This window comes from endosymbiont of Galathealinum brachiosum (assembly GCA_003349885.1).
Classification (GTDB): domain Bacteria; phylum Pseudomonadota; class Gammaproteobacteria; order SZUA-229; family SZUA-229; genus SZUA-229.
Genome location: QFXC01000007.1, coordinates 377,428 through 390,504, shown reverse-complemented (window position 1 = coordinate 390,504; position 13,077 = coordinate 377,428). Strand labels below are relative to the sequence as shown.

Genomic DNA, 13,077 nt, shown 5'->3' with positions numbered 1-13,077 from the left:
ATGCGAGTATCGACAGCACTTATTCATAATCAGGGTTTGCAAAATATCCTCAGGCAGCAGGAAGATCTGGTGCGGGTGCAAAATGAGATATCTACGGGTAAAAAGATACAGTCACCATCAGATGACCCAAATGGTGCTGCCCGTATAGTTGATATAAATGAAGCACTAAGCCAGATTGAACAGTTTGGTGAGAATGCAAATTATGCAACACAGCAGTTAAATCTAGAAGAGTCAACGTTAACCAGTGCAAACCTTGTTTTGCAGCGTGTACGTGAACTGTCTATACAGGCAGCGAATACCGGTGTTAATGATTTAGAAAGTAACCAGGCGATTGCCAGTGAAATAAAAGAAAAGTTAGGAGAGCTCTTTGATTACGCGAATGTAAAAGATGAAAACGGTGATTATATTTTTTCCGGTTTTCAATCTAAAACTCAGGCGTTTACAACGGATGGTGCGGGTAACTATACATATAATGGTGATGAAGGTCAGACCGCAATTCAGATTGGCAGTAGTCGTCAGGTAACTGCAAACAATTCAGGTGCAGAAGTGTTTCAAATGATTCGCACCGGTAATGGTGATTTTTCTGTCGATGTTAATCGTACCAATGCGGGAACAGGAAAAATTTCAACCGGTTCTGTTACCGATCGAACAGCATTTCAAAGTCATGATTATACAATCCGTTTTATTGATGCTGATAATTATGAAGTTTTTGATAATACGGCGGGTGCAGTTGTTGGTGTAACCCCTCGACCTTATAACGATGGAAGTTCAATTACCTTTGAGGGTATTGAAGTACAAATTTCTGAGACACCGGTAGCGGGAGATGAATTTACCGTTGAAGCCAGTCGTTATCAGGATATTTTTACTACATTAAGTGACCTGGTTAGAGAGCTTGAAACACCGGGAACCGGAGATATTACCGGCAGCTTTGGTGGTGGGTATCTGGCGAATGGTTTTACCGCAGGTGATGCAATTGGTTTTGATCTGGATTTTGACGGTATTACACTAAATGTGGCTGCGGTTGCAGGTGCAACGGATGCGGCAACTGCGACAAGCTTAACTGCAGGTCTGGTTGCAGCCGGGGTAACTGATAACCTGGATGGCACGTTTACATTAAATGGCACAACACCGGGTTTAAGTGTGACGTTTTCCGTTAACCCGACAACCAGTGCAATAGAATTTAGAACGGACGGTGGTAATGGAGAAGTATTTAGTAATCTGAATTTAAGTAATCTAGCTGATACGGGTAATGATGGTGTCATGTTATTGAATAATAATGGTAGTAATACAGTTGCTTCCGTTGCTTCTATTACTTCAGCCATTGTGGGTGATGTTGGTTTTTTTGCCGCAGGTGGACCTTCCAGTACATTTCTCTCTCAGCAAATCGATAATTCATTGAACAATATTGATCTTGCTATGGATGGTATTATTAATGTGCAAACCAGTATCGGTGGGCGTATTAACTCTATTGATAGTCAACTTGATGACAATGAAGCTAAATCTGTTCATCTGCAGGGTGTAAGATCTGAAATTCAGGATCTGGACCTGGCAGAAGCCATTAGTAACATGACATTTCAAACCACTAATTTACAGGTGGCTCAGCAAACCTTTGTACGAATTCAGGCGTTGAGTCTGTTTGAGTTTATATAGACCCGTAATTTATTCAGTGTTCCGGATCATCTCCCTCGGGGACTGAGCATCTTTCCCGCTCTGTCCCCTCAACCCATACCACCATGATCTGACAGTGGTGATCTGACTCAGTAAAACTCTTGATGGCATCACAACAGGGGACAGGGTGCCAAAAAGCGGCGACCTTTCCCCGAGTTTGATGAATCATACGAGTTATCTCCCCCGAGTTCATGATAATTCCGTCTATCCGAGTGCTATTTACACGTTCAATTTCGTTGCTAAACTTTAAATATATCTGGAAATAAATTGTTTATTTCTTTATTGACGGTTTCTTATGTTTAGGTTATTTGTATAATAAACAATGAGTTAGCTTTGTTTTGTGTTATCTAAAAAAAAGCAAAATAATGTTAAAGGTATCTGAGAAGCGGACGATACATACTGTGAGAACGAATTAAACATAATTCGCTGCAACCAGTTTAAGACCTTTAGTCGCCTGGTAAGGCGACTGAAGCTTAGGAGATAACCATGCCTCAAGTCATTAATACCAACTTTTCATCATTAAATGCGCAACGAAATCTGAATAAATCACAGGGTGATCTTCAGACTTCATTACAACGTCTGTCTTCTGGTTTACGTATCAACAGTGCGAAAGACGATGCTGCGGGTCTTGCGATTTCAAATCGTTTTACTACTCAGATTAAAGGTCTGACACAGGCATCACGAAATGCGAATGATGGTATCTCTTTAGCGCAAACTGCTGAGGGTGCACTTGCAGAGTCTACAAATATTTTACAACGTGTTCGTGAGCTGGCGATTCAATCTGCTAACTCAACTAACTCGTCTCAGGATAGATTAAGTCTACAATCTGAGGTAAATCAGCTGGTATCAGAACTTGATCGTATTGCAAACACAACTACCTTTAACGGCCTGAAATTACTTGATGGTTCATTTACAGCGCAGAGTTTCCAGGTGGGTGCAGAAGCCAACCAGACAATCAATGTAAATGTATCTGGTGCAACTGCTGATACGATTGGTATCAACAAGGTTTCATCAAATAACTCAACGGTGGGTGTTGAAGTAGCTACTTCTGGGTTCTCTGTTGATACTTCTTCTACAGCATTTAACGCTGCTGAAACTAATGCAGATGTTGATGCTGCTGTTACAGAACGAATTGCTGATCAGGTGCTTACTATTTCAACTGCGGGTGGTAATCAGACAATCACCGTAGATGCAGCAAACAATAATCGTGATGCAGCAGCGCTTGCGGCTTCTTTGAATTCAATTGATGGAGTTCGTGCTACAGCAGAGATTAACTCGGCACAGTTTTCAGCAACCGCGCCACCAACTGGAGCAGAAGATGGTGATGTTGTTACTTTTGACCTTATTGCTGGGGATAATACAACAACAGAAACAGTTAGGTTTACTGTAAATACCGCTTCGTATCAAACTGACTTTGATTCTGCTGTTTCTACTGCAATTGGTAACCTGAATGGCGCTGGTAGTGATCTAAGTTACAACAGCACGACTCAAACCATTAGTAGTGCAAGTGGTGCAAATATTGCGATTGAGAACTTCGATACTATTGATAATGCAACGGGGTCATTTAACTATGTAAGTGGTCTGGGTTTTGGTGGCGGTACTGGTGATACAGGCACGTTTGATGTTGTGTTTGATGGTACGACAACCGCAGTAAGTATAACAGCTACGGCTGGTAGTACAGCAACAACTATTGCGGATGACATTTCAAATGATTTGAATGGTGGTGCCGGTGTATTAGCTGATGGTGCATCTGTTACTATTCTTGGAACTAATACAGCTAATGCATCTATAACCGTAACACGTAATGGTAATGATTTTGATTATGTTGTAAATAGTGGTCCCGTTCTTACAACAGGTTTAGGTGTTACATTAAATAATGCAACTGATGATAACGGCTCTGCTACAGGTGCTGATTTCACACTAAATCTATCGGGTAATACTGGAACTGGTGTTACAAATGCTGGTGTAGTTGATTCTGGTGTTAACCTCGCGGCGGTTGCAACAGGTACTGAAGGCGGTGCTAGTACAATAAGTTTTGCTGGTCAGACGATTACAGAAGACGTTGCTACTGACTCTGGAGTGAAAGTTGGTAACTTAACGGTGTTAATTGAAGAAGCGGGTATAAATATTGCCTCAAATGTAGCTGTTGGAGCTGCAGGTATTATTAATGCAGCTGGCGGTGTTAATGCAACGTTAACGGCATCTTCTGCATTAAGTGATGCTAGTAGTGGTAATTTTGTTAAAGCACAAACATTGAGTATTTCTGGTGATGGTAATGCAAATGTTAATATTTCTGAGGATAGTTCAGCCTCTGATATAGCAGCACAGGTTAATAAGTTATCTGATACTACTGGTGTTTCAGCCAATGCACGAACAACGGCAACAATTAGTAATCTGAGTGCAGATGGTATTATTTCATTAACTCTAAATGGTGAAACTGTTTCAGCTAATGTAACCACAGGTGATTTGAGTGAGTTGTCGGTAGCGATTAACGATAAATCAGGTGCAACGGGTATCAGTGCTAGCATTAGTGTTGACGGTAGCTCTATCGATTTAGTGCAGGCGAATGGTGATGATATTGATTTTGAGAATTTTTCATCTTCAACTGCAGATTTAACTTCTAATACAGTAGTTAGTTTACGAATCACTGGCGGTGAAGGTGGAGCGGTTAACTTACAAGATGGTACGGCACTGGATTTAGATTCAACGGTAGTGGGTGGTAATGTTGAGTTTCAGTCAAATGGATCATTTACTGTAACGTCTAGTCTTGCTGAAGGAGCAGGTAGCATATTTGCTGGTGTAGCGAATAAAATTAATGCAAGTTCACTTGAAACAGTAAACACCATTGATATCAGTACAGTTGAAGGCGCTAACTCAGCAATCGATATTACTGATGGCGCTTTAGCTAAAGTTGATAGTATCCGGGCGGATCTGGGTGCGATTCAAAACAGATTTGGATCGACTATCAGTAGCTTGAACACTGCGGTTGAGAACTTCAGTGCAGCACGAAGTCGAATCCAGGATACGGACTTCGCATCTGAAACGGCTAATCTGACCCGATCTCAGGTACTACAGCAGGCAGGTGTTGCGATGTTAGCTCAGGCTAACTCACTACCACAGTTAGTATTGAGTCTACTTCAGTAAGGGTAGGTCGGTGATAATAACCAGAACAACTTTTGGACAGGCGGCCGGTGAGTTTCTCACCGCCGTGTTCTGGTGTTTGTCTAACAATATTTTTCAAACTGTGAATAGGTGTGAACATGTCTAGTGATATCATGACAAGTCAGATTTCAAAAGATCTACTGAGTTCATCATCTGTGGTTAAATCTAATTCTACAAATGTTAATCAGGTTGAAAATCGGCAGAATCTTGTTGCCGAATCGGCCGCTTCGGAAGGCAAAGTTTTACCGCCTGAAGCGAAAGAGCAGGAAGTTAGTAGTGAAGATTTAAAGCAGGCAGTGACCGAATTAAATCAGCATATTCAAAATATAGAACGTGATCTATTTTTTAGTGTTGATGACAGTAGTGGTCGCACAGTAGTAAAAGTGGTGAATTCAGAGACTGAAGAAGTTATTCGGCAGATCCCCTCCGAAGAGGTGTTACGTATTTCTCGTAGCATTCATGAACAGATGGGTGATGTCTCCGGTTTAATTTTTGAAACATCTGCATAATTGGCCTTTTAATTGCAACGAGTCTTTCTGACATAATTGTAATTAATTATAAATAATAGCGGGCTTCGGAATAATCTGAATGCCTGCGTATTATCGAGGTTTTCATGGCAACAATTTCGGCAGCAGGTATTGGTTCTGGTCTGGATGTAAGTAGCATCCTGGAACAGATTGTGGAAGCCGAGCGTGCGCCAACAGAAAACCGTTTAAATTTAAAAGAAGCAACCCTTCAAGCTGAACTCAGCGCATTTGGAACAATAAAAGGTGCGGTTAGTTCTTTTCAGTCTTCATTTGGAAAACTCACCTCTGCTGCATTATTTAATAGTAGTAAAGTCTCAGTGAGTGATCAGGATGTGTTAAGTGCATCGACTTCCAGTATCGCAAAAGCCGGTAATTTTTCTGTTGAAGTGAAAAGCCTGGCTCAATCCCATACATTAGCGTCAATTGCATTTGATAGTCTGGATGAAGTGATCGGTAATGGGGATTTGACCTTTAGTTTTGGAACAACGGTTTATGATCCGGGCACTGATTTTGCTACCGGTGATGATACTTACACCAGCTTTACGAATAACACTGAACGCTCCAGTGAAACGGTAGAAATTGATAGCTCGAACAATACGGTTTCCGGAGTACGGGACGCAATTAATGCGGCAGATATTGGTGTAACAGCCTCTATTGTTGATGATGGTTCCGGCTTTCGTTTACTGATTACATCTGATCAACAGGGTCTGGATAATAGTATTGGTATTACCGTTGAAGAGGGTGGAGCAGCGGGAGACAATATTGATACGACAGGGTTGTCCGTACTGGCATTTAATGGTACTGCAACGAATGTCGAGCAGACTCAGGCAGCATCGGATGCAGAATTAACCATTAATGGTTTAACTGTTTTTCGGGAAACGAATACGGTTACGGGTGCTATCCCGGGTATCACACTTAATTTGAAATCTGCAGATATTGGTAATCCTGTTCAGGTTTCTATCAGTGATAATAATTCTAATGAAGCAGAAAAAAACATCAGTAATTTTGTTAGTTCTTTTAATGAAATGGCGGAAGTTTTTAATAGCCTGACTGCCTATGGTGGTGAAGGTGGGCAAAATGGAGTTTTGCTGGGTGATACAACAACAAGAAATTTAATGCAGCAAATACGTCGGGATCTGGGTGGTTTTGTTGATAATGCGGGCAGTTTCAATAGTCTTAGTTCAATTGGTATTACCACAAATAGAGATGGCACACTTGCGCTTGATAGTAATAAGTTAAATGATGCATTAAGCGAAGATTTTGATTCTGTTGCGCAATTGTTTTATGCGAACGGCAACTCATCTGATAGTGAAGTGATTGTTACAAATAGTAGCCTTTCTACTCAGGAAGGTCGTTATGCTGTATCAATTGGAGCGCTTGCGACAAAAGGTACTTTTGATGCAGTTGCTACTACAGGCCCGATAACAATTGATTCAAGTAATTCTTCTTTTGCAATCAGAGTAGATGGAATATCTTCAGGCACCGTTTCTCTTTCTGAGGCTACCTATACCGATATGGATAGCCTGGCGCAGGAAATTGAAAATCGAATTAATGCCTCGAATAGCTTGCAGAGTGAAGGTTTAGGGGTATCTGTATCTTATGAATCAGGTGCCTTTAAAGTAACCTCGAACTCTTATGGTTCTGATTCAAAGTTATCTATCTCATCAGAAAATAGTGCACTGGGTTTTATTAGTGGTGGTGTCTCTACAGATGGGGAAGATGTAACGGGTACGATAGGTGGTTTACCTGCTACAGGGTCGGGGCGTTTTCTAACCGGTTCGGGTGCCGCGACCGGTCTGGTATTAGAAATTACGGGCAGTAATGCAGGTAATCGAGGTGCGGTTACTTTTTCCCGTGGACTTGCTTCAAAGTTAAATACCTTATTAACAGAATTTCAGAATCAGGATGGTCAGCTAACGGCTAAAACCGATAGCATTAATGACCAGATAGAAAGTATTTTTCAGGAACGTATCGATTTAACAAAACGAGTAAACGATATTGAAGATCGTTATAGAAGACAATTTTCAACGCTGGATGTATTAGTGAGTCAGTTAAATGCAACCAGTAACTTTTTAACTCAACAGCTCGATGCTTTACCGGGCGTTACTTTTAACCAGAACTAGTCGTCATTTGTTGTGAGCAGCTTACTCATTAGTCAGCTATAACCAACAGATGGATAAAAAAAAGCCTAAAAATAGGCCCCTAAACAGGAATATGCCAATGCAAAATTCAGCAGCGATGAACCAATATAAGCAGGTAGGTGTACAGGCAGCGGTGGGTAACGCTGATCCGCACACATTAATTCAAATGCTTATAGATGGTGCGATACAGCGTTTAAATGCGGCAAAAATGCATATGAAACAAAATAATGTGCCGCTTAAAGGTGAAAGTATTAGCAAGGCAATTTCTATTATTGATGGTTTACGTACATCTCTTGATATGGAAAAAGGCGGTGAAATTGCTAAAAACCTGGAGGCTTTATACGATTATATGCAGCGCCAGTTACTGGCTGCCAATATAGATAATAAAATAGAAAACATTGATGAAGTGCTTTCATTAATGAATGAAATACGTGCTGGCTGGGCAACTATTCCTCAGGATGTGAGAAATAGTAAAGTTCAGGAAAGCTAATACGCATGTTGCAACCAAGACAACAGCAGTGGAAAAATATACTGCAGATGACTGACACGCTGCATCAGTTATCTGCAGATGAAAACTGGCAGGCAATGCTTGAGCTGGAAACTGAACGTTTTGGTGAATTAGAAGATTTTTTTTCAACACCGGTTTTAGAGGAGGATGTTGGAGAAGTTGAAAAAGGCATTCGTCAAATGTTGAAGAGTGATGAACTGTTAAAACAGCATAGTACCCGGCAACAACAGACTATTTCTGACGAAGTTAAAAAAATTTCGACAGGGCGTAAAGTTGTTGATGCGTATAACAAACACAACGTTTAATTGTGATTTAATTCAGTTAAGGAGTACCTCATTATTTCATACCGCTAGAATCTGACAGAGTAGCAAACCACATCGTACTACTCTTGATGGCATCACAACAGGGGGCAGAGCGCCAGAAAGCGGCGGTCTTTCCCCGATGTAGATGAGTCCTGGCCGGAAATCAAAGGTCGTCAATATATCTATCTAACTGTTTGAATTTATAAGAAATAAAAACGACAATTTTTTGACATTCAGAGAAAATCTGCTTTAATATCACTAATTGATAATTTATTTATAAAGCAGGATTAATATGTCAAAAACCTCGCCACAACCGGCAATTCTACTGGTTGAAGACGATTCACAGTTATTTAATGAAATAAAGTCACTTATGGGCTTTATGGGATTTGATACCTTTTACGTAAATGATCTTGATGCTTTAACCGGTGCGTTAAACAGCGGTGAGTTTATCTGTGTATTGTTGGGTGAATTTCAGGGGGAGCGTTCAAGAGTAGAAGCACTGCAAAAAATTCAATCTTCAGGTTTGTCTGTTTTACTGTTTAATCAGGACAAAACTAACCTCGACAAATACCAGTCTCAGTTTGAACAGGTTTTAGATCACCTTGAAATGCCTCTGAAATATGAACCCGTGGCCGAAGCATTGAAAAAAGTGAGAGCTACTGGTGCTTCGAGTGAATCATCAGTTGTGAAACTGGTGAGCAGAATACCCAAGCTCGGTGGTAGCAGTGCGGCAATTCAATATGTAAGAACCATGATCGAGCAGGTAGCGAAAACCAGTGCCAGTGTTTTGATTCTTGGAGAGTCAGGAACAGGTAAAGAGGTTGTTGCCAGGAATATTCACGCTTTATCCAATCGTTGTAAGGCGGGTTTTGTGCCGGTTAACTGTGGTGCTATTCCAGCTGATCTTCTGGAAAGTGAATTATTTGGCCATGAGAAAGGTGCGTTCACCGGTGCGATTAATTCACGTCAGGGGCGTTTTGAACTGGCGGAGAAAGGCACATTATTTCTTGATGAAATAGGTGACATGAGTTTGCCTATGCAGGTGAAGTTATTACGGGTTCTACAGGAGCGCACCTTCGAGAGGGTGGGTAGTAATAAAAGCATACAGTCTGATGTGCGCATATTAGCCGCAACTCATCGTAATCTTGAAAATAATATAAAAGACGGAAAATTTCGTGAAGATCTATTTTATCGTTTAAATGTTTTCCCTATTGAGTTGCCATCACTGCGAGAGCGACTTGAAGATGTTCCCTTTTTATTACAGGATCAGATAGATAAGTTAGAAGCGGATGATAGGGGCACAGTACGTTTAACCGCAGAAGCCACAGAAATGCTCAGTCAATATTCATGGCCGGGTAATGTGCGTGAATTATCAAATCTGGTAGAACGTTTATCCATTTTATATCCTGACAGTATTGTAGATGCTCAGCATTTACCGCCTAAATATCAACCTGCGTCGACATTTAATAAACCCGCTACAAAAACGTTTAAATCCGAGCAACCGTTTAATCAGGCATTAATGTTTGCTGATCTGGATGAAGATGATGAGATAGAAAATAGTCTGCTTAAAAAATTACCCGCAGATTTACCTAAAAAAATATCTGAAGGTTTAGCTGGAGATGCAATCACCACTGAAGATTCGGCCTTAGATGATGATGGTCTGGATTTAAAAGAGCACCTGGCAGGTTTAGAGGTGCAATTGATAAAGCAGGCGTTAGGCAAAACTAACGGGGTTGTTGCGCATGCGGCAAAACTTTTAAAAATGCGCAGAACCACTCTGGTTGAAAAGCTGAAGAAATACGACATTAAAGCTTGAAGAGATAATTGTAACTCTTAAGTCATATAAGTTATAACTCAAAAGCGGGCTCTCCTATGGAGGGCTCGCTTTTTTTATGTTTTGATTTAAGGCTAACGGCTTAAGGCTTATGACTATTTTTCACGGCAAAACCTCTCCTTCTTAGCCGGTTAATTGACTCCTGTTTGCCACTGCACTTGTAACTATATGAAATATATATAAAAATTCTTTTGGCATACTAAATGCAACATTACTGCTAAGTCGAATCAGAGTGACATAAACACGACATGCAGCAGACAGCAAACATACAAACAGAGAACAGGGCAATTAATCTGGAAAACAGATCTTTGCAGGACCCGGCACAACTTGTGGCGGCGTTTGAGCAATTTGGACGTTTATCCGATCAATTACAACAGTCATATCAGGAGTTAGATAGTCGCGCAGCTGAGTTAAGCGAGCAGCTGGCATCTGCTCAAAATGAGCGATTAGTTCAACTGGCAGAAAAAGAGCAGTTAGCGCATCGTTTGCAAACGCTTTTAAATGCATTACCCGCAGGCGTATTACTGGTTGATGAAAAGGGAGTCATTACAACGGCTAATCCCGCAGCAGAATTATTTCTTGAACAGAGTCTCATTGGTAAACAGTGGCGCCGTGTTTATGCGCATAGCGTTTCTCGACATACAGAGCAGGATTTATATTTAAATTCAGGTCGTATTCTGAGTTTAAAAAAACAGTCATTAGATGCATCGACTGATGATCGTAATCAGGGCGAAATTATCTTATTAGATGATATCTCTGAGCAAAGAATGTTAGAAGGTTTGTCCGATCGTCAAAATAGATTAGCCGCTATGGGTCAAATGGCAGCAGGCCTTGCGCATCAATTGCGTACCCCTTTAGCATCCGCCGTATTATATGCATCTCAGTTAAATCAGTTTACGTCAGATAATCCACAGCAGAATAAAGCAGTTGAAAAAATACGCACCTGCATGCGTTATCTGGAAAAACTAATTAATGATATGTTGATGTATGCAAAAGGTGGTGAATTTGCAGAACAGAAATTCCAGTTAAATGATTTGCTAGTGACATTTAATACGCGAATTGAAACACGTCTTAAAGAAAACAATACACAGTTAACCATTATAAGTCAGCTGAATGATATTCAGTTAACCGGTAGTTTAGATGCGCTGGTTAGTGTGTTAATTAATCTGGTTGAAAATGCAATGCAGGCTGGCGATGAGCATTCATGTGGTGAAAGTTGTGAAGTTGAACTTGAGGTTTATCAGCAAGCTGATTATCTGATTTTAGCAGTACGAGATAATGGCCCTGGTTTAACTGCAGATCAACAGATAAAAATATTTGAGCCATTTTTTACCCGTCGTGAAGGTGGAACCGGACTCGGTCTCGCTGTTGCACAATCAATTGTTCAGGCACATCACGGAGATCTGTTAGTGCGCTCACAGCCGGCAAATGGTTCGACTTTTTATATTTGTCTGCCAATAAATAGAACTGAACAGTTTATGGCCAGTGGTCAGAAAATAAATATTGATCCCCGAAAAACGAAAAAAAATGATCAGGTCGGTGGGATTAAAAGTGGAGAAAAAGCATGAGTCAAACTAAGCCGCAATTCATTGATATATTAATTGTTGAAGATGATGAACAACTTCGTGAGGCAATATGTGATACCTGCGAAATGTCCGGGTATTCAGTGGCGTGTGCTGAACATGGTCAGGCAGCGCTTGCAAGATTAAAAGAACATCAGTTTAAACTGGTTATTAGTGATGTGCAGATGCAGCCTATGGATGGTTCTGAATTGTTACAACAGATTAAGAAAAGTTATCCTGATTTACCTGTGGTGGTTATGACCGCGTATGCAAGTATAGAAAAAGCAGTGGACTTTATGCGTTTAGGCGCAGCAGATTACCTGGTTAAACCGTTTGAAGTTGAAGCCCTGCAGGAAGTAATTAAAAAATTAATTTCTAAAGAAGTTGCTGTCAAACATGAAGATGAATTACTGGCAGAAGATGAAAAGATGCGTTCTTTAAAACTGCTCTCCAGTAAAGTAGCACAAAGTGAAGCAACGGTTTTGTTATATGGCGAGAGCGGAGTGGGTAAAGAGGTTTTTGCCCAGTTTATTCATAATCAGTCTAAGCGTGTAAATGAAGAATTTGTAGCGATTAACTGTGCGGCTATTCCCGAGAATATGCTGGAAGCTGTTTTATTCGGTTATGAAAAGGGCGCGTTCACCGGTGCTGTTCAGGCAACACCGGGTAAATTTGAACTGGCACAGAATGGCACATTACTGTTAGATGAAATATCAGAAATGGATGCAGCTTTACAGGCGAAACTGTTACGTGTATTGCAGGAAAAAGAGGTTGAAAGATTAGGTGGTCGTAAAACAATTAAACTAAATGTGAGAGTGCTGGCTACGACTAACCGTAATTTAAAAGACGAAGTTAAAAATGGTCGTTTTAGAGAAGATTTATTTTATCGTTTAAGTGTGTTTCCAATTCATATACCACCTTTGCGTGAACGTGTTGCAGATATTATTCCCATTGCAAAAAAGCTGTTGAATAAACAAATAACTAATAAGTCTGATGTTTTAACATTAACAGCAGATGCGCAGCAAAAATTACTTAACTATTCATGGCGCGGTAATGTGCGTGAGCTGGATAACGTAATGCAAAGAGCACTGATATTCAAAAATGGTAATGAAGTGACAGCGGCTGATATACATCTTGAGACAGATGATTATGAATTTATGGGTACGCAACAAAAAATAGAATCGGTGCAGGATTCAGAATTAGTAAACGGCCTTAAAGATCGTGAACAGCAACTTATTCTTGAGGCATTAAAAGCGGGTAACGGTAGTCGTAAATATGCAGCAGAAAGGCTGGGTATTAGTCCGAGAACATTAAGGTACAAACTGGCCAGAATGCGTGACTCTGGTATAAGCGTTTAATCTTAATCAGGAGAA

Annotated in this window: 10 protein-coding genes; 9 read left to right on the top strand and 1 reads right to left on the bottom strand. The window is 40.6% G+C overall.

Annotation, left to right across the window (positions count from 1 at the left end):
- Entirely contained in the window at positions 1–1,650 is a 1,650-nt protein-coding gene (flgL, locus tag DIZ80_04350; protein ID RDH84704.1) for a flagellar hook-associated protein 3, read from the top strand.
- A 13-nt stretch (positions 1,651–1,663) separates the two neighbouring features.
- On the opposite strand, the gene DIZ80_04345 is transcribed toward flgL, so the two are convergent.
- Positions 1,664–1,861: a hypothetical protein gene (locus DIZ80_04345; GenBank protein ID RDH84703.1), complete on the bottom strand. Its 198-nt coding sequence runs from the start codon at positions 1,859–1,861 to the stop codon at positions 1,664–1,666.
- A gap of 293 nt (positions 1,862–2,154) precedes the next feature.
- Here DIZ80_04345 and DIZ80_04340 point away from each other — a divergent pair, with 293 nt between their 5' ends.
- The 8 genes from DIZ80_04340 (at position 2,155) to DIZ80_04305 (ending at position 13,062) form a co-directional block, all read left to right on the top strand.
- The gene (locus tag DIZ80_04340) at positions 2,155–4,812 is read left to right on the top strand and encodes a hypothetical protein (GenBank protein ID RDH84702.1); all 2,658 of its coding nucleotides are present in this window, start codon (positions 2,155–2,157) and stop codon (positions 4,810–4,812) included.
- Between the two features lie 116 nt (positions 4,813–4,928).
- On the top strand, positions 4,929–5,339 hold the full coding sequence (locus DIZ80_04335; GenBank protein RDH84701.1) for a flagellar biosynthesis protein FlaG: 411 nt from the start codon (positions 4,929–4,931) through the stop codon (positions 5,337–5,339).
- Between the two features lie 104 nt (positions 5,340–5,443).
- Positions 5,444–7,480, top strand: a complete 2,037-nt coding sequence (locus DIZ80_04330; GenBank protein RDH84700.1) for a flagellar hook protein — start codon at positions 5,444–5,446, stop codon at positions 7,478–7,480.
- A gap of 97 nt (positions 7,481–7,577) precedes the next feature.
- A complete protein-coding gene (locus DIZ80_04325; protein RDH84699.1) occupies positions 7,578–7,988 on the top strand; it encodes a flagellar protein FliS in 411 nt (136 codons plus the stop codon).
- A 5-nt stretch (positions 7,989–7,993) separates the two neighbouring features.
- A complete protein-coding gene (locus DIZ80_04320; protein RDH84698.1) occupies positions 7,994–8,311 on the top strand; it encodes a hypothetical protein in 318 nt (105 codons plus the stop codon).
- Positions 8,312–8,600: 289 nt separating this feature from the next.
- Complete coding sequence (locus DIZ80_04315) at positions 8,601–10,124, top strand: sigma-54-dependent Fis family transcriptional regulator (GenBank protein RDH84697.1); 1,524 nt, start codon at positions 8,601–8,603, stop codon at positions 10,122–10,124.
- Between the two features lie 266 nt (positions 10,125–10,390).
- Positions 10,391–11,710, top strand: coding sequence for a hypothetical protein (locus DIZ80_04310; GenBank protein ID RDH84696.1), 1,320 nt, complete (start codon positions 10,391–10,393; stop codon positions 11,708–11,710).
- Positions 11,707–13,062: a sigma-54-dependent Fis family transcriptional regulator gene (locus DIZ80_04305; protein RDH84695.1), complete on the top strand. Its 1,356-nt coding sequence runs from the start codon at positions 11,707–11,709 to the stop codon at positions 13,060–13,062. Before DIZ80_04310 ends, DIZ80_04305 begins: the two co-directional genes overlap by 4 nt.
- Positions 13,063–13,077: the final 15 nt, after the last annotated feature.

Coding starts and splice junctions, on each gene's coding strand:
- flgL (RDH84704.1), top strand. CDS start 1: ATGCGAGTATCGACAGCACTTATTCATAATCAGGGTTTGCAAAATATC.
- DIZ80_04340 (RDH84702.1), top strand. CDS start 2,155: ATGCCTCAAGTCATTAATACCAACTTTTCATCATTAAATGCGCAACGA.
- DIZ80_04335 (RDH84701.1), top strand. CDS start 4,929: ATGTCTAGTGATATCATGACAAGTCAGATTTCAAAAGATCTACTGAGT.
- DIZ80_04320 (RDH84698.1), top strand. CDS start 7,994: ATGTTGCAACCAAGACAACAGCAGTGGAAAAATATACTGCAGATGACT.
- DIZ80_04315 (RDH84697.1), top strand. CDS start 8,601: ATGTCAAAAACCTCGCCACAACCGGCAATTCTACTGGTTGAAGACGAT.
- DIZ80_04330 (RDH84700.1), top strand. CDS start 5,444: ATGGCAACAATTTCGGCAGCAGGTATTGGTTCTGGTCTGGATGTAAGT.
- DIZ80_04310 (RDH84696.1), top strand. CDS start 10,391: ATGCAGCAGACAGCAAACATACAAACAGAGAACAGGGCAATTAATCTG.
- DIZ80_04325 (RDH84699.1), top strand. CDS start 7,578: ATGCAAAATTCAGCAGCGATGAACCAATATAAGCAGGTAGGTGTACAG.
- DIZ80_04345 (RDH84703.1), bottom strand. CDS start 1,861: ATGAACTCGGGGGAGATAACTCGTATGATTCATCAAACTCGGGGAAAG.
- DIZ80_04305 (RDH84695.1), top strand. CDS start 11,707: ATGAGTCAAACTAAGCCGCAATTCATTGATATATTAATTGTTGAAGAT.